The organism is Streptococcus sanguinis, assembly GCF_019929225.1.
Classification (GTDB): Bacteria; Bacillota; Bacilli; order Lactobacillales; family Streptococcaceae; genus Streptococcus; species Streptococcus sanguinis_J.
Genome location: NZ_JAHZPA010000002.1, coordinates 1 through 19768 on the forward strand (window position 1 = coordinate 1; position 19768 = coordinate 19768).

General features: G+C 43.8%; 19 protein-coding genes. 18 read left to right on the forward strand and 1 reads right to left on the reverse strand.

From position 1 onward, the window contains the following. On the forward strand, nt 1-265 hold a 265-nt coding region (locus K1I80_RS04495; protein WP_223313125.1), incomplete at its 5' end, for an IS3 family transposase. A gap of 258 nt (nt 266-523) precedes the next feature. On the opposite strand, the gene K1I80_RS04500 is transcribed toward K1I80_RS04495, so the two are convergent. Then, a complete protein-coding gene (locus tag K1I80_RS04500; protein ID WP_223313126.1) occupies nt 524-1888 on the reverse strand; it encodes an aspartate kinase in 1365 nt (454 codons plus the stop codon). Between the two features lie 250 nt (nt 1889-2138). On the opposite strand from K1I80_RS04500, the gene K1I80_RS04505 reads away from it, so the two are divergent. The 17 genes from K1I80_RS04505 (at nt 2139) to K1I80_RS04585 (ending at nt 19703) form a co-directional block, all read left to right on the forward strand. Further along, on the forward strand, nt 2139-2930 hold the full coding sequence (locus K1I80_RS04505; protein WP_002893616.1) for an enoyl-CoA hydratase: 792 nt from the start codon (nt 2139-2141) through the stop codon (nt 2928-2930). Nucleotides 2931-3071: 141 nt separating this feature from the next. Beyond that, nucleotides 3072-3506 carry a fatty acid biosynthesis transcriptional regulator FabT gene (fabT, locus tag K1I80_RS04510; protein WP_002901186.1) on the forward strand — a complete coding sequence of 145 codons (435 nt, stop codon included), beginning with the start codon at nt 3072-3074 and terminating at the stop codon, nt 3504-3506. Beyond that, a complete protein-coding gene (locus K1I80_RS04515; RefSeq protein ID WP_223312565.1) occupies nt 3506-4480 on the forward strand; it encodes a beta-ketoacyl-ACP synthase III in 975 nt (324 codons plus the stop codon). The genes fabT and K1I80_RS04515 overlap by 1 nt, the downstream gene beginning before the upstream one ends. Before the next feature lie 55 nt (nt 4481-4535). Beyond that, nucleotides 4536-4760, forward strand: coding sequence for an acyl carrier protein (locus tag K1I80_RS04520; protein WP_002893611.1), 225 nt, complete (start codon nt 4536-4538; stop codon nt 4758-4760). Between the two features lie 136 nt (nt 4761-4896). Then, nucleotides 4897-5871, forward strand: coding sequence for an enoyl-[acyl-carrier-protein] reductase FabK (fabK, locus tag K1I80_RS04525; RefSeq protein ID WP_002893610.1), 975 nt, complete (start codon nt 4897-4899; stop codon nt 5869-5871). Then, nucleotides 5864-6784 carry an ACP S-malonyltransferase gene (gene fabD, locus K1I80_RS04530; RefSeq protein ID WP_223312566.1) on the forward strand — a complete coding sequence of 307 codons (921 nt, stop codon included), beginning with the start codon at nt 5864-5866 and terminating at the stop codon, nt 6782-6784. Before fabK ends, fabD begins: the two co-directional genes overlap by 8 nt. 12 nt (nt 6785-6796) lie before the next feature. Beyond that, nucleotides 6797-7531 (forward strand): 3-oxoacyl-[acyl-carrier-protein] reductase, encoded by a 735-nt coding sequence (gene fabG, locus K1I80_RS04535; RefSeq protein WP_223313127.1) that lies wholly within the window; start codon nt 6797-6799, stop codon nt 7529-7531. Nucleotides 7532-7595: 64 nt separating this feature from the next. Then, a complete protein-coding gene (gene fabF / locus K1I80_RS04540) occupies nt 7596-8828 on the forward strand; it encodes a beta-ketoacyl-ACP synthase II (protein ID WP_002893606.1) in 1233 nt (410 codons plus the stop codon). A 6-nt stretch (nt 8829-8834) separates the two neighbouring features. Then, nucleotides 8835-9323: an acetyl-CoA carboxylase biotin carboxyl carrier protein gene (gene accB / locus K1I80_RS04545; RefSeq protein WP_223313128.1), complete on the forward strand. Its 489-nt coding sequence runs from the start codon at nt 8835-8837 to the stop codon at nt 9321-9323. Continuing rightward, nucleotides 9320-9742 carry a 3-hydroxyacyl-ACP dehydratase FabZ gene (gene fabZ, locus K1I80_RS04550; RefSeq protein ID WP_002896886.1) on the forward strand — a complete coding sequence of 141 codons (423 nt, stop codon included), beginning with the start codon at nt 9320-9322 and terminating at the stop codon, nt 9740-9742. The genes accB and fabZ overlap by 4 nt, the downstream gene beginning before the upstream one ends. A gap of 18 nt (nt 9743-9760) precedes the next feature. After that, nucleotides 9761-11128 carry an acetyl-CoA carboxylase biotin carboxylase subunit gene (locus K1I80_RS04555; protein ID WP_002893598.1) on the forward strand — a complete coding sequence of 456 codons (1368 nt, stop codon included), beginning with the start codon at nt 9761-9763 and terminating at the stop codon, nt 11126-11128. 99 nt (nt 11129-11227) lie between these two features. Next, complete coding sequence (gene accD, locus K1I80_RS04560) at nt 11228-12091, forward strand: acetyl-CoA carboxylase, carboxyltransferase subunit beta (protein ID WP_223313129.1); 864 nt, start codon at nt 11228-11230, stop codon at nt 12089-12091. Beyond that, a complete protein-coding gene (locus tag K1I80_RS04565) occupies nt 12088-12858 on the forward strand; it encodes an acetyl-CoA carboxylase carboxyl transferase subunit alpha (RefSeq protein WP_002901173.1) in 771 nt (256 codons plus the stop codon). Before accD ends, K1I80_RS04565 begins: the two co-directional genes overlap by 4 nt. Before the next feature lie 199 nt (nt 12859-13057). Beyond that, on the forward strand, nt 13058-13606 hold the full coding sequence (locus tag K1I80_RS04570; protein WP_009659051.1) for a carboxymuconolactone decarboxylase family protein: 549 nt from the start codon (nt 13058-13060) through the stop codon (nt 13604-13606). Between the two features lie 18 nt (nt 13607-13624). Then, the gene (locus tag K1I80_RS04575) at nt 13625-14689 is read left to right on the forward strand and encodes an acyl-CoA dehydrogenase family protein (RefSeq protein WP_223313130.1); all 1065 of its coding nucleotides are present in this window, start codon (nt 13625-13627) and stop codon (nt 14687-14689) included. A 72-nt stretch (nt 14690-14761) separates the two neighbouring features. After that, nucleotides 14762-15679 (forward strand): TDT family transporter, encoded by a 918-nt coding sequence (locus tag K1I80_RS04580; protein WP_223313131.1) that lies wholly within the window; start codon nt 14762-14764, stop codon nt 15677-15679. A 328-nt stretch (nt 15680-16007) separates the two neighbouring features. Then, the gene (locus tag K1I80_RS04585) at nt 16008-19703 is read left to right on the forward strand and encodes a pullulanase (protein ID WP_223313132.1); all 3696 of its coding nucleotides are present in this window, start codon (nt 16008-16010) and stop codon (nt 19701-19703) included. Nucleotides 19704-19768 lie beyond the last annotated feature (65 nt).

Genomic DNA, 19768 nt, shown 5'->3' on the forward strand with positions numbered 1-19768 from the left:
TGATTCTTATCATCGCTTTCTAGAGAGTAAGGGAATTCAGCCATCCATGTCACGCAAAGGCAACAGCCCAGACAACGGCATGATGGAGTCCTTCTTTGGCATTCTTAAATCTGAGATGTTTTACGGTTATGAGAAGACGTTTCAGTCACTTAAACAACTGGAACAAGCTATTGTAGACTATATTGATTACTACAACAACAAACGAATCGAAGTCAAACTAAAAGGACTTAGTCCTGTACAATACAGAACTAAATCCTTCACTTAAATTATTTGTCTAACTTTTTGGGGTCAGTACATTTTTACCTCTTTTTTATATTTTTACTGATAGGATATACTGGAGATGAAGATAAGGAATTCTATAGTATTATTGATGAGCTATGAAACTTCTATTAGTATTTAGTGTATGCTAAAGTTTGACTTTGTATTCTTTATAGTTGAATGAAAAAAGCAGAAGTTAGTCTGAGACTAGTTTCTGCTTTTTTCATTAGGGTTTGTTTGATAAAAATGCTTCCTAAGTCTGGTCTTACTCCTGTGTTTGGGGTTCAAAGAAAGCTCGGTAAAGCGCGCGAATGGCAGCTTTTTCTTGATTTTTTTCAACAACAAACATGATGGATACTTCGCTTGAGCCTTGGGACATCATTTGAATATTGATGTTATTTTCTGAAAGAGCTTTGGTTGCAGTGGCAGTTACACCAATATGACTTTTCATTTTTTCGCCGACAATCATGATAATGGAAAGGTCGTGTTCAATTTCTGCATGATCAACCTCTGCTTTTTGGACAAGTTGGCGAAGAATTTCTTCCTCTTTGATAGGAGTTAATTCGCGCTCGCGCAAGATAATGGAAAGGTCATCAATTCCTGTAGGCATGTGCTCCCAACCAATATTCAGGTCTTCTAGAATTTGAAGGACACGTCTACCAAAGCCGATTTCTCTGTTCATCAGGTACTTGGACATGTTAATGCTGACAAATCCTGCATCTCCAGCAATGCCAACGACAGGAAGATGGTCTTTACTGTGTTTATGAACAATTTGTGTTCCAGGATGTTCTGGATTGTTGGTATTTTTAATAACCAGCGGAATTTTGCCACGGTAAGCTGGAAGCAGAGCTTCATCATGGAGAACTGTAAAGCCTGCATAAGCTAATTCACGCATTTCCCGATAGGTTAGCTCAGGAATGGAATGTGGTTTGTGAACGATGCCAGGATGGGCGGCAAAGATTCCGTCAACATCAGTAAAGTTCTCATAAACATCTGCTTTGACTCCCGCAGCAATGATAGAGCCCGTAATATCAGAACCCCCGCGAGAGAAAGTGCAGATTTGTCCATCTTGAGTTACACCAAAGAAACCAGGAATAACTAGAACTTCATCAGAATTGTTGAGTTCTTCAATCTTATCATAGCTGGAAGGGAGAATTCGAGCATTACCTGGCTCACTGGAAACGACGAGTCCTGCTTCTCTCGGATGTACATAGCTAGCTGGAACGCCATTTTGACTGAAATAAGCTGCAATTAATTTGGCATTGTTGTTTTCTCCTGCAGCAAGAAAAGTATCATAAAGAAATGCATTATCTTCAATTGGCAAAGTTGCAAGGCTTGTGATGCTTTTGGAAATTTTCTCCAGAACTTTTGGTTTCAAACCAAGTTCTGCCACCATATCTGCATAGCGATTGATAATCCACTGTTGATTTGGTGTGACATCATTTCCTGCTATGTACTCTCGGTAGTATTTAATCAGAGCATCGGTTACTTTGATATCGTCATCGTGTCGTTTTCCTGGCGCTGATACTACAACAAACCGACGTTCAGGATCAGATTTGACAATATTCAAAACTTTTTCTAATTGAGTCGCAGAAGCCAGTGAACTTCCGCCAAATTTTACAACTTTCATAGGTTCTCCTATCTTATTTTAAAAATTATAACAAAATTCTGAAAATTATTCAAACACTGTTTTTATACTATTTTTATCCATAATATTGCTTTTACACTTTAAATTTGAAGACCATCTAATTTTTCCCATTTTTTATTTCCTTTCTTTTATATTTTATGATAAAATATAAGTTGTTTATAATTTGAATATCAAATTATTTAAGAATAAAACAAAACGGCTGATTTGAAATCGGGTCGGGAATGGAGCTGAAATGACATTTAATGGAATTCTCTATCACGTAGCAGATGAGGTAGCAACGATTACTTTCAATCGTCCTGAAGTTTCAAATGGCTTTAATATTCCTATGTGTGAGGAAATTTTAGAGGCTATTGAACTTGCTGCTAAGGATGAGTCCGTCAAATTTTTAGTTATCAATGCAAATGGTAAGGTTTTTTCAGTGGGCGGGGATTTGGCTGAGATGCAGAGAGCTGTCAGTGATGATGATGTCCAATCCTTGGTGAAAATCGCAGAACTGGTGAACGATATTTCTTTTGCTATGAAACGTCTTCCTAAGCCTGTCATCATGAGTGTTGATGGCCCAGTTGCTGGTGCGGCTGCTAATATGGTCGTTGCAGCAGATTTCTGCATTGCCACTGAAAAATCTCGCTTCATTCAGGCCTTTGTCGGTGTTGGTCTGGCGCCAGATGCTGGTGGTCTTTTCTTACTGACTCGTGCTATCGGGGTAACTCGGGCGACCCATCTGGTTATGACTGGGGAAGCTCTGACTGCAGAGAAAGCTCTGGATTACGGCTTGCTTTATAAAGTCTGTGAAACAGAGAAATTGGAAAAAACAACGGAACAGTTACTGAAGAAACTGAAACGAGGCTCTCTGAATTCATACAGAGCAATGAAAGAAATGGTCTGGAAGAGTCTGTTTAGTGGTTGGTCTGAGTATGCAGAGCTAGAGTTGGAACTGCAGAAATCGTTGGCTTTTACAGAGGATTTCAAAGAAGGGGTTCGGGCTTACTCTGAGAAGCGTCGTCCAAACTTCACTGGTAAATAATGTATCGGTTCAAGGTTGCTTATTTTGCAAGTTGTTTACAAAAATATTTGAAAATCAAATTAATTTTCAAAAAAGCTTGCAAATTACTTTTCTATCTGATAAAATTTGATTGTCAAAGTATTTTCTTAAGGAGGGTTGGTTTTGAATTTTCAGTTAGTAAATGATTACTTAACGTCTATTTTCAATAATGTCTTGGTTATTGAAGAATCGAGCCTAAGAAGCAGTCGCTTCAACGACGTCTCCATTAAGGAAATGCATACGATAGATGTCATCGGCACAACCCCAAATGCTACTCCAAGTGATATATCACGAGAATTGATGGTTACCTTGGGGACTGTTACGACCAGTTTGAATAATCTGGAGCGTAAGGGGTATATTGAGCGGCGTCGGTCGGAAGTTGACCGTCGTGTGGTGCATCTAAATTTGACAAAGAATGGGCGGCTTTTGTATCGTCTCCACAAGCGATTCCACAACCGCATGGTCATGCAAGTAGTGGATGGGATGAGTCCAGAAGAGAGACAAGTGATGCAAAAGGGCCTGCAAAATTTATATAGTTTCCTAGAGGATTTGAAATAATGAACTATGCTAAGATTAGCCAGGTGGCTCATTATGCTCCCCGTCAGGTTGTCAGCAATGATGATCTAGCCGAGATTATGGATACCAGTGATGAGTGGATTTCAAGTCGAACTGGGATTAAAAACCGCCATTTATCGTCAGATGAAACGACCAGTGATTTAGCTACAAAAGTAGCAGAGAATTTGCTGCAAAAGTCAGGAATTTCTGCTCAGGACCTGGACTTTATCATTGTTGCCACTATTACGCCGGATTCTTTAATGCCTTCAGCTGCTGCGAGAGTACAGGCCAATATTGGGGCTAAAAATGCATTTGCCTTTGATCTGACGGCGGCCTGCAGTGGCTTTATCTTTGCCCTATCTACTGGGGAAAAATTTATTTCTTCAGGCCGTTATCAAAAAGGTCTAGTCATAGGAAGTGAGACGCTCTCTAAGACAGTAGATTGGTCGGATCGTTCAACGGCTGTTCTCTTTGGAGATGGTGCTGGCGGTGTCCTGTTGGAAAGTGCTTCAGAACAGCATTTTTTGGCAGAAAGTCAGTTTACGGACGGATCACGCGGAGATAGTCTGACCTGTGGAAAAATCGGTTTGGCTTCACCTTTTTCTGAAAAAGGTGAGAATCAGCCTTATCTGACAATGGACGGTCGAGCCATTTTTGACTTTGCTATTCGAGATGTTGCTCGTTCTATCAAAGAAACTATCGAAAGCAGTCAGCTTTCAGCGGAAGATTTGGATTTTTTGTTGCTGCATCAGGCCAATATCCGTATTTTGGATAAAATGGCTAAGAAGCTTGGTGTTGCTCGGGAGAAACTTCCGGCTAACATGATGGAATATGGCAATACTAGTGCAGCTAGCATCCCGATTTTATTATCTGAGTGTGTCGAGCAAGGACTAATCAAACTGAACGGAAATCAGACAATTTTGATGTCAGGTTTCGGTGGAGGTTTGACATGGGGCACGCTTATTGTTACAATTTAGTTAATCAAGTGGAAACACATGATAAAAAATATTTTATTTTTAAAGGAGTCTATCCATGGCAGTATTTGAAAAAGTACAAGAAATTATCGTTGAAGAACTTGGCAAAGAGCCATCAGAAGTTACTCTTGAGTCAACTTTCGATGATCTTGAAGCAGATTCATTGGACTTATTCCAAGTGATTTCAGAAATTGAAGATGCATTTGACATCCAAATCGAAACTGAAGAAGGTTTGAACACAGTTGGTGATTTGGTTGCTTATGTAGAAGAAAAAACTAAATAAGCAAGTAACTGAGAGTATCGAAAGATATTCTCTCTTGTTTAGGTAATAGTTTGACTGTCAAAGTAAAGAAAATACATCTAGCGTGTGGTAGTTTGAAATCAAGCTATTACTTAAGCAATGATAAAAGGAAGGTATTATGCAAACACGTATTACAGAATTATTGAACATTGATTACCCTATTTTCCAAGGCGGAATGGCCTGGGTTGCTGACGGTGACTTGGCTGGTGCAGTTTCAAAAGCTGGCGGTCTTGGTATCATTGGTGGCGGAAATGCACCTAAGGAAGTGGTAAAAGCTAATATTGACAAGATTAAGTCCTTAACAGACCGTCCTTTTGGTGTTAATATCATGCTCCTGTCTCCTTTTGCAGACGACATTGTGGATCTCGTCATTGAAGAGGGAGTAAAAGTAGTAACGACTGGTGCGGGTAATCCAAGCAAGCACATGGCTCGTTTCCATGAAGCGGGGATTACAGTTATCCCTGTTGTGCCAAGTGTGGCCTTGGCTAAGCGGATGGAAAAAATCGGTGCGGATGCAGTCATTGCAGAAGGTATGGAAGCCGGTGGCCACATCGGAAAATTGACGACCATGTCCTTGGTTCGTCAGGTTGCAGAAGCAGTTAGCATTCCGGTTATTGCTGCTGGTGGTATTGCTGATGGTTCTGGGGCTGCAGCTGGATTTATGCTGGGAGCGGAGGCCGTTCAGGTCGGAACTCGCTTTGTCGTTGCTAAGGAATCCAATGCTCATCAGAACTATAAGAACATGATTTTGAAGGCTCGCGATATTGATACAACTATCTCTGCCCAGCATTTCGGTCATGCGGTTCGTGCTATCAAGAATAAGCTGACGCGTGATTTCGAAAAGGCAGAAAAAGAAGCCTTCAAGCAAGAAAATCCAGATTTGACTGTTTTTGAAAATCTTGGAGCTGGTGCTTTGGCCAATGCGGTTGTTCGCGGAGATGTGGAAAATGGTTCCGTCATGTCTGGTCAAATTGCTGGTTTAATCAGTAAGGAAGAAACAGTCGAAGAAATCCTCAAAGATATCTACTATGGTGCTGCTGAGAAGATTCAGCAGGAAGCAAAACGTTGGGCAGGAGTAACTAGAAATGACTAAAAGAGCCTTTCTCTTTGCCGGTCAGGGAGCGCAGTACCTTGGAATGGGGCGTGAGCTTTATGATCAGTATGAGCTTGTGCGGTCAACTTTTGATGAGGCTAGCCATGTTCTAGGCTATGATGTCCGATCTTTAATCGATCAAGATGAGGAAAAGCTCAATCAAACTCGCTACACGCAACCGGCTATTTTAACAACTTCAGTAGCTATTTATCGGCTCTTGGCTGATAAGGGAATCGAGCCTGATATGGTAGCAGGTCTCTCGCTTGGAGAATATTCTGCTTTGGTGGCTGCGGGCGCCCTTGATTTTAAGACTGCAGTGGCCTTGGTTGCTAAGCGCGGTAGCTTCATGGAAGAGGCTGCTCCAGCTGGCTCTGGAAAAATGGTCGCTGTTTTAAATGCAGAGGTTTCTCTCATTGAAGCAGTCTGTCAGGAAGCAAGCGCTATTGGTGTAGTCTCACCAGCTAACTATAATACGCCTAGTCAGATTGTTATTGGGGGAGAAGTCGCAGCGGTGGACAAGGCTGTGGAGCTTTTGAAAGATGCCGGTGTCAAGCGCTTAATTCCGCTCAATGTATCCGGACCTTTCCATACGGCGCTTTTAAAGCCAGCCAGCGAACGATTGGCAGAAGTCTTGGAAACAGTTGAATTTTCAGATTTTGTACGGCCATTAGTCGGAAATACTGAAGCAACTGTGATGGAAAAAGAAAGAGTCAAAGAGCTTTTGACTCGTCAGGTAATGGAGCCAGTACGTTTTTATGACAGCATTGCTAAAATGCAGGAAGCAGGTATGACTGAATTTATCGAAATCGGTCCTGGCAAAGTCCTATCTGGTTTTATTAAGAAAATTGATAAATCTGCGGATGTACGCCAAGTTGAAGATGTAGAAAGTTTGAATGCTCTTCTAGAAAAATAATGAGGAATCATCATGGAATTACAAAACAAGAATGTGTTAATTACAGGGTCCGCTCGTGGGATTGGGCTGGCAATTGCGCATAAATTTGCCAGTGTCGGAGCCAATGTTATCTTAAACGGACTAAGCGGGATTTCTGATGATATTTTGGCTGAATTTGCCGGCTATTCTGGTAAAGTCGTAGCTGTTATTGGGGATGTGTCTAAATCTGCGGATGCTCAGCGGATAGTGGAAGAAGCTGTTGCGGCTCTGGGGTCTGTGGATGTATTGGTCAATAACGCTGGTATTACACGTGATAAGCTCATGCTGAAAATGACGGAAGAAGATTTTGAGCAGGTGCTGAAAGTGAACTTGACTGGAACATTCAATATGACACAATCAGTCCTGAAACCGATGACAAAAGCTCGTCAGGGTGCTATTATCAACCTATCGAGTGTCGTTGGTTTAGCTGGAAATATCGGTCAGGCTAACTATTCAGCTTCTAAGGCTGGTCTGATTGGTTTTTCTAAATCAGTTGCCCGTGAGGTAGCAGCGCGTAATATCCGTGTCAACTGTATTGCCCCTGGCTTTATCGCATCTGATATGACAGATGTACTTCCAGAAAAAGTAAAGGCGGCGTCTCTGGCACTCATTCCAATGAAGCGTTTTGGTACTCCAGAAGAAGTTGCAGATGTTGCACTCTTTTTGGCGGGTCAAGAATATCTAACAGGTCAAGTCATCACGATTGATGGCGGCTTTACTATGCAGTAAGTCACAATTTTTGAATAATAACGAGTAGAAAATCAGTTGATTCATCTAAATAAAGGAGCTCAATATGAAACTTAATCGAGTTGTTGTAACAGGATACGGTTTAACTTCACCTATCGGCAATACTCCAGAAGAATTCTGGAATAATTTAAAAGAAGGCAATATTGGAATCGGTCCAATTACTAAATTTGATCATAGTGAATACAGTGTTCACAATGCGGCGGAAATTCAGGATTTCCCTTTTGATAAATACTTTGTCAAAAAGGATACCAATCGTTATGATAATTACACACTTTATGCAATTTATGCTTCCCAGGAAGCGGTCAACAATGCTCACTTAGATGTAGATGCGTTGGATAAGGATCGCTTTGGTGTCATTGTGGCTTCAGGTATCGGTGGGATTCAGGAAATTGAAGAGCAGGTTGTTCGTTTGCATGAAAAAGGCCCTAAACGTATCAAACCTTTGACCTTGCCAAAAGCCTTGCCAAATATGGGGGCGGGAAATGTGGCTATGCGCTTTGGAGCCAATGGTATCTGTAAGTCTGTCAATACAGCTTGTGCCTCAGCTAACGATGCGATTGGTGAAGCTTTCCGCTCGATTAAATTCGGTTATCAAGATGTGATGCTGGTCGGTGGTTCAGAAGCTTCTATTACGCCATTTGCGATTGCTGGTTTCCAAGCTCTGACTGCTCTTTCTACCACAGAAGATCCTAAGCGTGCTTCTATTCCTTTTGACAAGGACCGCAATGGCTTTGTCATGGGCGAAGGTTCTGGTATGCTGGTTCTGGAAAGCTTGGAACATGCTGAGAAGCGCGGAGCTACTATCTTGGCTGAGGTAGTAGGATACGGTCATACTTGTGACGCTTACCATATGACTTCTCCGCATCCAGAAGGTTTGGGTGCTATCAAGGCTATTAAACAGGCAGTTGAAGAAGCTGAAATTGAACCAAAAGATGTAGCTTATGTCAATGCTCATGGTACATCAACTCCTGCTAACGAAAAAGGCGAAAGCGGAGCCATTGTTTCTGTCTTTGGTAAAGATGTAGCGGTGTCTTCTACTAAATCCTTTACAGGACATCTGCTCGGTGCAGCGGGCGCGGTTGAGGCTATTGCGACGATTGAAGCAATGCGTCATAGCTATGTGCCAAAAACAGCTGGTACAACAGAGCTGCCAGACTATATTGAAGCCAACGTTATTTACGGTCAAGGTAAGGAACAGGAAATCCCTTATGCGATTTCCAATACATTTGGCTTTGGCGGCCACAATGCAGTTCTTGCCTTTAAACGCTGGGAGGCTTAAAAACCTATGAATATCAACGAAATTAAAGATTTAATGGCGCAGTTTGACCAGTCTAGTCTGCGTGAGTTTTCTTACAAAAATCAGAGCGATGAGCTGACTTTTAGTAAGAATGAAGGTCAGGCTGCAGTTCCAACAGCCAGCGCTGCTCCAATTGCTGCACCTTTGCAGGCTGCGAGTGCGCCTGTGATTGAGCCAACTCCTCAACCAGCTCCGTCTGCAGAGCCTGAAACAGCGTCAGCAGCTCCGGCACCTGCTGCTGAAGGTGATGTTGTAGAAAGTCCTTTGGTTGGTGTGGCTTACTTAGCAGCTGGTCCAGACAAGCCACCGTTTGTATCTGTTGGAGACCAAGTTAAAAAAGGTCAAACCCTGATGATTATTGAAGCAATGAAGGTCATGAATGAAGTTCCAGCACCTAAAGATGGCCTGGTTACAGAAATTCTAGTTCAGAATGAAGAAATGGTTGAATTTGGGAAAGGGCTGGTACGCATCAAATGATTGATATCAATGCAATAAAAGAAGCACTTCCGCACCGCTATCCGATGCTTTTGGTAGATCGCGTATTGGAAGTTAGCGAAGATGAGATTGTCGCTCTGAAAAATGTGACAGTCAATGAGCCTTTCTTTAACGGACATTTTCCTCAATATCCTGTTATGCCAGGTGTCTTAATCATGGAAGCTCTGGCTCAAACAGCCGGCGTGTTGGAATTGTCCAAAGAAGAAAATAAGGGCAAACTGGTCTTCTATGCTGGCATGGACAAGGTCAAGTTCAAAAAGCAAGTTGTACCAGGTGACCAGCTGATTATGACAGCTAAGTTTGTCAAGCGCCGCGGAACCATTGCGGTTGTAGAGGCGAAAGCAGAAGTTGATGGAAAACTGGCGGCCAGCGGTACCTTGACCTTTGCGATTGGCCAGTAGATAAAAGGAGCTTTCACCATGTTTCGTAAAATTTTAATTGCTAACCGTGGGGAAATTGCGGTCAGAATTATTCGTGCAGCTCGCGAGTTGGGAATTGATACGGTAGCTGTTTATTCAACAGCTGACAAGGAAGCACTCCATACCCTACTGGCTGATGAGGCTGTCTGTATCGGTCCAGCCAAGTCCACAGATTCTTATCTGAATATGAACGCAGTCCTGTCTGCTGCTGTTCTGACAGGTGCAGAAGCCATTCATCCTGGTTTTGGTTTTTTGAGTGAAAACTCTAAATTTGCGACCATGTGCGAAGAGGTCGGCATTAAGTTTATTGGGCCTTCAGGTGCTGTTATGGACATGATGGGGGACAAGATTAATGCTCGGGCTCAGATGATTAAGGCGAAAGTGCCAGTTATCCCAGGCTCTGATGGAGAAGTTCATACCTCTGAAGAAGCTTTGGAAGTCGCCGAAAAGATTGGTTATCCAGTCATGCTTAAAGCTTCTGCTGGCGGCGGCGGCAAGGGCATTCGTAAGGTTGAAAAGGCTGAGGATTTAGTAGCGGCCTTTGAGTCTGCGTCTAGCGAAGCCAAAGCGGCCTTTGGTAATGGTGCCATGTATATGGAGCGAGTCATTTATCCAGCGCGCCATATTGAAGTGCAGATTTTGGCAGATCAGCAGGGGCATGTGGTCCACTTGGGCGAGCGGGATTGCTCTTTGCAGCGTAATAATCAGAAAGTGCTTGAAGAAAGTCCATCTGTGGCAATTGGGAAAACCTTGCGTCAGCAGATTGGTGAAGCAGCTGTTCGGGCTGCTCAATCTGTCGGCTATGAAAATGCTGGAACGATTGAGTTTCTGCTTGATGAAGCCAAGGGTGAATTCTACTTTATGGAGATGAACACTCGGGTGCAGGTTGAGCATCCAGTCACCGAGTTTGTTACCGGTGTGGATATTGTAAAAGAGCAAATCAAGATTGCAAACGGTCAAGAGCTGTCCTTCAGTCAGGATGATGTTGAAATCCGAGGGCATGCGATTGAGTGTCGGATCAATGCTGAAAATCCAGCCTTTAACTTTGCACCGAGTCCAGGTAAGATTTCAAATGTTTATCTGCCAAGTGGTGGAGTGGGACTGCGCGTGGATTCAGCCGTCTATCCTGGCTATACCATCCCGCCTTACTACGATAGCATGATTGCGAAGATAATTGTTCACGGAGAAAATCGCTTCGATGCTCTCATGAAGATGCAACGTGCACTCTATGAACTAGAAATTGATGGTGTTGTGACCAATAGTGGCTTCCAATTGGACTTAATCTCAGATCCCAATGTAATTGCTGGTGATTATGACACAGCCTTTCTCATGGAGAAGTTCCTTCCGGCTTATCAAGAGAAACAATAGATGAGACATGTAAGAGCTGCTCTGTAAACTAAAAAGACGGCGGCTCTTGCTGTTTGATGTGCCTGAGTATAAAATCTTGAAAAGGAGAAGACGTAAACGATGGCTTTGTTTTCAAAGAAGGATAAATATATCCGTATCAATCCTAATCGAGCGAGTCGGGAAAAGCCTCAAGCAAAGCCTGAGGTACCAGACGAACTCTTTTCGAAATGCCCAGGTTGTAAGCATACCATTTACCAAAAAGATCTTGGAAATGACAGTGTGTGTCCTAACTGTGGCTATAATTTCCGTATTTCTGCTCATGAGCGCTTAAATCTAACTGTGGATGAGAACAGTTTTGAGGAGATGTTCACTGGAATTGAAACCAAGGATCCTCTGAACTTCCCTAACTATCAGGAGAAATTAGTACTTACCCGCGAGAAGACAGGGTTGGATGAGGCGGTTCTGACTGGAACAGCTAGCATCAAGGGGCATAAAACGGCTCTTGGAATCATGGATTCGAACTTTATCATGGCTTCTATGGGGACAGTTGTGGGTGAAAAGATTACCCGTCTCTTTGAGTATGCGACAGAGCATAAATTGCCAGTCGTTCTGTTTACGGCTTCTGGCGGTGCCCGCATGCAGGAGGGCATTATGAGCTTGATGCAGATGGCTAAGGTCTCTGCGGCGGTACAACGTCACTCTGCAGCAGGTCTCTTCTATCTGACCGTCTTGACAGATCCGACAACTGGCGGTGTCACAGCCTCTTTCGCTATGGAAGGTGATATTATTCTGGCTGAAACACAGGCTCTGGTTGGATTTGCTGGGCGTCGAGTTATTGAGTCCACGGTTCGTGAGAAGCTGCCAGATGATTTTCAAAAGGCCGAATTTCTCATGGAGCATGGTTTTGTGGATGCCATCGTCAAGCGTGCTGATATGAGAGATACACTTGCTACTTTATTAGCTTTCCATGGAGGTCAAGCATGACAAAAATCACTCGGATTATTAAAGAAGCGCGTGATCAGGCTCGTTTGACTGCGCTGGATTTTGCACAAGGAATTTTTGATAACTTCGTCGAGCTGCATGGAGATCGCTCTTTTCGAGATGATGGTGCAGTGATTGGCGGTATCGGGACGCTAAAGGGTCAGCCTGTGACGGTGGTCGGTATTCAAAAGGGTCGCAATTTGCAAGACAATCTGCGCCGTAATTTTGGACAGCCGCATCCAGAAGGCTACCGCAAGGCCCTACGCCTCATGAAGCAGGCGGAAAAATTTGGCCGTCCTGTGGTAACCTTTATCAATACGGCAGGTGCTTATCCTGGTGTCGGTGCTGAGGAGCGTGGCCAAGGGGAAGCTATTGCCCGTAACTTGATGGAAATGAGCAATCTCAAAGTACCGATTATTGCCATCATCATTGGTGAAGGTGGCTCAGGCGGAGCCTTGGCTTTGGCTGTAGCAGATAAGGTCTGGATGCTGGAAAACTCTATGTATGCAGTTCTCAGTCCGGAAGGCTTTGCTTCTATCCTCTGGAAAGACGGCAGTCGCGCTATGGAAGCGGCAGAGCTGATGAAAATTACTTCACATGAGCTCTTGCAGATGGAAGTGGTGGATAAGGTCATTCCTGAAAGAGGCTTTAACAACCATGAATTACTGGCTGCAGTGAAAGAAGAAATCGCTGCTGAGTTGGATAGTCTGTCTCAGCTTCCCTTGGAGCAATTACTGGAAAATCGCTATCAGCGATTCAGGAAATATTAAAAAATCGAAGCCAAAAGGCTTCTTTTTCTCGTATCGGATTCTTGTTTGAAATTGATGTGGAGCTACCTTACAAGGGTAATATATTTTGGTTTGAAAAATCGCATTATATTCTCTTTATAGGACTTATATAAAATATATATTATACAAGCTATTGGTCCTATGTTAAGATAGTTTCTAATTAAAAGAAATGAGGTTTCATATGTCAGAATTTACTATCCACACGATTGAGTCCGCACCAGCTGAGGTAAAAGAAGTCCTGGAAACTGTTCAAAAAGATAACGGTGGCTACATTCCCAATCTTATCGGTCTTTTGGCCAATGCGCCAACAGCTTTGGAAACATATCGGACGGTTGGAGCTATCAATCGCCGTAACAGCCTGACACCGACTGAGCGTGAAGTAGTGCAGATAACAGCTGCAGTTACTAATGGCTGTGCTTTCTGTGTAGCGGGTCATACAGCTTTTTCAATCAAGCAGATTCAAATGAATGATGATCTTTTGGAAGCTCTGCGCAATCGTACTCCGATTGATACAGATCCGAAGCTAGATACGCTTGCTAAATTTACCATTGCTGTCATCAATACCAAGGGACGGGTCGGAGATGAAGCCTTGGCAGATTTCCTAGAAGCGGGCTATACGCATGAGAATGCCCTGGATGTGGTTCTAGGTGTTAGCCTTGCAACCCTCTGTAATTATGCCAATAATCTGGCCAACACTCCAATTAATCCGGAATTACAGCCTTATGCCTAGTCTTTGAGGAGGTGGCAAATGACATTTTTTTCAGAAGAGTTTATCAACTGGTTGGATGATCACGCTGACCAAATTGACAAAGAATCCTGTGCAGCGGGTAACCAACTGATTGAGCGTATCGCCGCTGAAGGAGCCTTTAGGGTTGGCGTTCCAGAAGAGCTGGGAGGCCGAGGTGGCAATGATACCGATGTGATTGAAGTGCTCAAGGAGCTGGCTCACCATTCTTTGACTGCTTCCTTTATCTCTTGGGGGCAAAGGACCTTTATTGATAACATTTTAAAATCTCCTAATCCCTACTTTAGAGACCACTATTTGGAAGGGCTCTTGTCAGGGGAATATGCAGGTGCGACAGCCCTGTCCAATGCTGTCAAATTCCTGTCGGACTTAGAAGAGTTAAATGTCTCTATTGTAGAGGAAGACGGGAAGCTTTACCTCAAGGGGCGTCTGCCTTGGGTAACCAATGCTCGCGCGGATCGCTTCCTCAGCATATTTGTTGCTGGTTTCGAAGACGGGGGTCACCAGCCGCTGGTTCTGGCTGTGCCATCTGACGCAGAGAATTTCTCTCGTTCAGCGGATTTAGAGTTTGTATCCTTGCAAGGGGGAAATACAGCTGCCCTGACCTTTAATCATGTGCCTTTGCAAAAGGAATGGATTCTCGCTCAAGATGCACAGGCCTTTTTGGCAGAAAATCGCCCAGCTTTTCTAGGTTATCAGTTTGGTCTGGCTCTTGGCCTAGCAGAGAAGTCTTTAGCAGAGGTCGAAGCCAATCTGTCAGTTCGCTCCATTTTGAGAGAGGAGTGGGAGGAGCAAGTGGCTGCTCTGACTGAAATCCAGGATCAGCTCTATAGAGGTCTCCTCCAACCTGGTTATTTTGTTGAGCGTCCTAAGGAGCTCTTCCAGCTGCGAATTGATATAGTTGATGTGGTAGCCCAAAGTCTGCTCTTGGAGTTGCAGGCTAGTGGAGGTAGAGGATATTTGAGTAATTCGACTTCTGGCTTTATCCGCCGTTGGAACGAAGGAGCTTTTCTTCCCATTGTCTCACCGAGTGCAGTCCAGCTGCGGCATATTTTAGAAGTTTCATAGAAATGATGGTAAATAAAGGTTTGACTGTCATTGAAAAGGAACTTCAAAACATTACTATAAAGGAGTTGCTTCGTGAACAGCAAACGACCGCCCATTCTTTTATCTGGGTTGATTCTTGGCCTATTTGGCTTAGCTAATCTGTTACTGAACTACCATTCTATCTTTTTCCACTTCTTGAATGGTCTAGCTTTGATACTTTGGTTTTATCTGACACTGGCTTTAGTGCTGTCATTTGCAGACTATCGGCAGGATTTGCAAAAGCCACCTTTCTTATCGAGCTTTGCGACTTATCCTATGGCTAGTATGCTCTTAGCTTCTTACCTAAGTAAGCTTGGCTTGTTTTTGGTGAGCCAGTTGCTTTGGTACTTGGCCTTGCTGCTGCATGTTTTTCTAATAGCTATCTTTACTTGGAAGTTTGTATTTAAGACCGAGGGATTATCTTTGACCCCGAGCTGGACGGTTCTCTATGTTGGATTGGCCATGGCAAGCTTGACCCAGGGTGTAGTTCATCAGCCGCTTTTAGGCTATTTGACTTGGTTTTTTGCTCTGCTACTGAGTTTGATTCTCTATCCCTTGTTTTACAAGGCTAGGCGGGCACAAAGGCTGCCAGATACTTTAAAGCCGCAGTGGGCCATTTACTGTGCACCTTTCTCGCTCCTGCTGGGAAGCTATATTCGTTTAGCTGGTTCTGATGCTGAAGGTTGGTTTGTTGCCTTGCTGCTCCTCTTATCGCAGGCCTTTTATCTCCTGGTTCTATGCCTTTTACCTCGTATTTTCCGACTGGGGCCTCAGCTTAGCTGGTCAGCCTTGACCTTTCCTCTTGTTAATACAGCTTTTGCCCTGAAACTGGGACTTGATTATCTAGGTTGGAACTGGCTTGTTTGGCTAAGTCATGCAGAAGCTCTGCTAGCTTTCGTAATCGTTCTCTATGTTTGTTTTTACTATACAGTCTCATTGCGAGCCAGAAAGATAACAAAAAATCCGAGATGATACTCTTTGAAAATCAGTTTTTGATTTTCTCTGAGTTGATCTCGGATTTTTTTAATTTTAGCAAAATAAGTCTGCATTTAGACCTAGTGATAAGGGAAATGTTGTGTACAAGTCATCCGTTTTTAAGGTGGGGCATGACTGTCAAAGCTCGTTTAAACCAGAAATAGCTCAACCTAATCATCAAATTCCGCACAGAGAGCGTGAAGTATCTGAGTGAGAAAAACTCTTCTTGAAAGCCTTTACAACTTGAAAAAGAATCGGTATAATAAATACAGAAAACGTTTGCATAGATGTTCTCTATAAGAAAAAATAAAGGAGTTTTCTGTTTATGAAAAATAACGATCACCTACAGTCTCGGATGGGCGAAAAGCGTCATTATTTTGGCATCCGTCGTTTAAAAGTAGGAGTAGCATCTGTTGTCATTGCCTCAGGTTTCCTACTGGGAAATGCCCAATTAGTCCGAGCGGATGAGGCGAGCACAGCTACCAGCCCAGCAACAGAAGCAGTCTCTGATGCAAATGCGGCAGCCCAACCTAAGTCAGTAGATGAAGAAAAAACTGGAGAGGCAGATAATTCAGGAGCGGGGGCTTCAGAGCAGGCTGCTCCAACTGGTGTGCTAGCAGATCAAGCTCCAGCTAGTGCAGGTTCAGCATCAGGTCAAGAAACTGCGAATCCAAGTGAAAAAGACAAGCAAGAACCCGTTAGTCAGCCGCAAGCTTCGGCAAAAGATACTATCGAAGAGGGCAATATTCGCTTTCATTTCAAAACCCTGCCTTCACAAAATCTAGACAGCTTGGGCTTGTGGACTTGGGACGATGTTGAGACGCCTTCTAGCCAAAAGGGCGGTTGGCCGACCGGAGCGACTAGCTTTGCGACTGCCAAAGAAGATGACTATGGCTATTACCTTGATGTTAAAATGGCTGAGAAAAGAAGCAAGATTAGTCTTCTCATCAATAATACAGCAGGGCAAAATATTACAGGTGACAGGACAGTAGAATTGCTCAGTCCTCAGATGAATGAGGTTTGGTTTGACACAGACTATCAACCTCATACTTATGAGCCTTTGAAAAAAAGGATGGTTCGAATCAACTACTATCGTACAGATGGGCAGTATGATAAGAAGTCGCTCTGGCTCTGGGGAGATGTCCAAAACCCGAGCAAGAATTGGCCTGACGGAGTGGATTTTGAAAATACTGGGAAATATGGTCGCTATGTAGATGTTCCCTTGAAAGATGCTGCAAAGACGATTGGCTTCTTACTTTTAGACGAAAGCAAATCAGGAGATGATGTGAAGATTCAAAATCAGGATTATAATTTCACGAATTTGGAGAAAAACAGCCAAATTTTCTTGCGTGATGCGGATCCGACAGTTTATACCAACCCTTACTTTGTCAATGATATTCGTATGACGGGAGCCCAGCATATTGGCTTGACCGAGATTGAGACTAGTTTTTCTACCCTAGAGAGTGCTAAAAAAGAGGACATTTTAAAGAACTTAAAGATTACAGACAAAGATGGCAATGAAGTCGTTGTTAAAGATGTGGTTCTGGATCCTAAGACTAAAAGCGCCAAATTCATCGGTGATTTTAACCAAGCCCAGTCACCTTACCTTATCAAATATGGCAATGATCAGTTCAAAACCAGCATGAACTGGCAGCTGAAGGATAGTATTTACAAGTATGATGGTGAGTTGGGAGCGCGTGTTTCTCAGGCGGGCAAACAAGTGGACCTAACTTTCTGGTCACCAAGTGCGGACCAAGTTGATTTGGTGGTCTATGACAAAGAAGATCAGAACAAGGTTATTGGACGCTTGGCTATGCAGAAAGGGGAGTCTGGCACATGGACCAGCAGCTTAACGCCTGAGAGCGGCCTGGGGATTTCTGACTATCGTGGCTATTTCTATCATTATGAAATTACTCGCGGCGGCAAAAAAGTTCTTGTGCTGGATCCTTATGCCAAGTCTTTAGCTGCTTGGAACAGTGAAGATGCGGACAAGGGGGATGCCTACAAGATTGCCAAGGCAGCCTTTGTAGATCCAAGTGAATATGGACCGAAAGACCTGACCTATGCTACTATACCGAACTTTAAGAAGCGGGAAGATGCCTTGATTTATGAGGCGCATGTTCGTGACTTTACCTCTGATCCAGCTATCTCAAAGAATTTGAAATCTCAATTTGGAACCTTCTCAGCTTTCATTGAGAAATTAGATTATTTGAAAGACTTGGGAGTGACCCATGTTCAGCTCTTGCCAGTTCTAAGTTATTATTTTGTAAATGAGCTTAAAAATGCTGAGCGCATGGACAAGTACGCTTCCAGCAACAGCAACTATAACTGGGGCTATGATCCGCAAAACTACTTCTCGCTGACAGGTATGTACTCTAGCGCACCGACAGATCCAGCCAAGCGCATTGAGGAATTCAAAAACCTTGTCAATGAAATTCATAAGCATGGCATGGGTGTTATCATGGACGTGGTCTATAATCATACGGCTAAGACCTCTATCTTTGAGGATTTGGAGCCCAATTACTACCACTTTATGGATGCGGATGGCACACCGAGAACCAGCTTTGGTGGCGGCCGCTTGGGGACTACTCACTATATGAGCAGACGGGTCTTGGTTGATTCGATCAAGTACCTGACAGAGCAGTACAAGGTAGATGGCTTCCGCTTTGATATGATGGGGGACCACGATGCTGAGTCCATCCAAAAAGCCTTTGAAGAAGCCAAGAAGCTGAATCCAAATCTCATTATGCTGGGTGAGGGCTGGAAGACCTATACAGGTGATGAAAATAAAGCTGTCCAGCCGGCTGACCAATCTTGGATGAAGTCAACAGACACGGTAGCGGTCTTCTCAGATGATATTCGCAATACCTTGAAATCAGGTTATCCAAATGAGGGAACACCAGCCTTTATCACCGGTGGCAAGCGCAGTGTAGAAAATGTCTTCAAAAACATCAAGGCGCAGCCAACCAATTTTGAGGCGGATAGCCCAGGGGATGTGATCCAATACATCGCAGCCCATGATAATCTGACGCTCTTTGATATCATTGCCCAGTCGATTAAGAAAGACCCAGCAGTGGCTGCCAACTATCAGGAGATTCATCGCCGCCTGCGTCTGGGAAATCTGATGATTCTGACTTCACAAGGGACACCATTTATCCACTCTGGTCAAGAGTACGGCCGGACCAAGCAATTCCGCGATCCCGACTATAAATATCCGGTCTCTGAAGACAAGGTTCCAAACAAAGCGCATTTGTTAACCAATGAGGACGGCACTCCGTTTGACTATCCGTACTTCATTCATGATTCTTATGATTCGAGTGACGCGGTCAACCACTTTGACTGGACCAAGGCGACTGATTCGGAGAAGTTCCATGAAAATGCCAAGAGTCGTGCCTATATGAAAGGCTTGATTGCCTTGCGGAAATCAACGGATGCCTTTACCCGCAGCTCCAAAGATGAAGTGGAGCAAAATGTGACCCTCATCACCCAGCCTGGCAAGGATGGTGTTGAGAAAGAAGACCTTGTTCTCGGTTACCAAGTGGTTGCGTCGAATGGTGATATTTATGCTGTTTTTGTCAATGCGGACACCAAGGAACGACAATTCAACTTTGGTGAAGTCTACAAGCATCTAGCAGGTGCAGAGGTTGTGGCAGACGGCAATACCGCAGGAGTGACAGCCATTTCTGACCCGGTAGGTGTCACCAGAAACAGCAATGGTTTAGCCCTAGCTCCGCTCACAGCGACTATTTTGCGACTTCGAAAAGTGAACCCAGCTCAGGAAGAAAAATCCCAAGCTCCAGCAGCTCAAAAAGAGCAGCTGTCTACCCCTTCTGTAGCCAATGCTCAGCTTCAGGCTATATCCTTGGATGGGCAAAAACCTCAGGCTTCAGAAGTAAAAGAAGCGGCTAGCCAAACAGAAAAAACCTTGCCAAAAACGGGAACAAGCACTTCCCTACTGGCACTTTTAGGTGGCTTCCTTGCTTTTCTAGCCGGTCTCTTAACCTTTAGAAAGAAAGAGTAATAATTTGATGAATGCCCTGTGAGAAATTTTTAGACTATGGCTAATAAAGACGACTTCCAATAATG

Coding starts and splice junctions, on each gene's coding strand:
- K1I80_RS04500 (WP_223313126.1), bottom strand. CDS start 1,888: ATGAAAGTTGTAAAATTTGGCGGAAGTTCACTGGCTTCTGCGACTCAA.
- K1I80_RS04505 (WP_002893616.1), top strand. CDS start 2,139: ATGACATTTAATGGAATTCTCTATCACGTAGCAGATGAGGTAGCAACG.
- K1I80_RS04515 (WP_223312565.1), top strand. CDS start 3,506: ATGAACTATGCTAAGATTAGCCAGGTGGCTCATTATGCTCCCCGTCAG.
- K1I80_RS04520 (WP_002893611.1), top strand. CDS start 4,536: ATGGCAGTATTTGAAAAAGTACAAGAAATTATCGTTGAAGAACTTGGC.
- fabK (WP_002893610.1), top strand. CDS start 4,897: ATGCAAACACGTATTACAGAATTATTGAACATTGATTACCCTATTTTC.
- fabD (WP_223312566.1), top strand. CDS start 5,864: ATGACTAAAAGAGCCTTTCTCTTTGCCGGTCAGGGAGCGCAGTACCTT.
- fabG (WP_223313127.1), top strand. CDS start 6,797: ATGGAATTACAAAACAAGAATGTGTTAATTACAGGGTCCGCTCGTGGG.
- fabF (WP_002893606.1), top strand. CDS start 7,596: ATGAAACTTAATCGAGTTGTTGTAACAGGATACGGTTTAACTTCACCT.
- accB (WP_223313128.1), top strand. CDS start 8,835: ATGAATATCAACGAAATTAAAGATTTAATGGCGCAGTTTGACCAGTCT.
- fabZ (WP_002896886.1), top strand. CDS start 9,320: ATGATTGATATCAATGCAATAAAAGAAGCACTTCCGCACCGCTATCCG.
- K1I80_RS04555 (WP_002893598.1), top strand. CDS start 9,761: ATGTTTCGTAAAATTTTAATTGCTAACCGTGGGGAAATTGCGGTCAGA.
- accD (WP_223313129.1), top strand. CDS start 11,228: ATGGCTTTGTTTTCAAAGAAGGATAAATATATCCGTATCAATCCTAAT.
- K1I80_RS04565 (WP_002901173.1), top strand. CDS start 12,088: ATGACAAAAATCACTCGGATTATTAAAGAAGCGCGTGATCAGGCTCGT.
- K1I80_RS04570 (WP_009659051.1), top strand. CDS start 13,058: ATGTCAGAATTTACTATCCACACGATTGAGTCCGCACCAGCTGAGGTA.
- K1I80_RS04575 (WP_223313130.1), top strand. CDS start 13,625: ATGACATTTTTTTCAGAAGAGTTTATCAACTGGTTGGATGATCACGCT.
- K1I80_RS04585 (WP_223313132.1), top strand. CDS start 16,008: ATGAAAAATAACGATCACCTACAGTCTCGGATGGGCGAAAAGCGTCAT.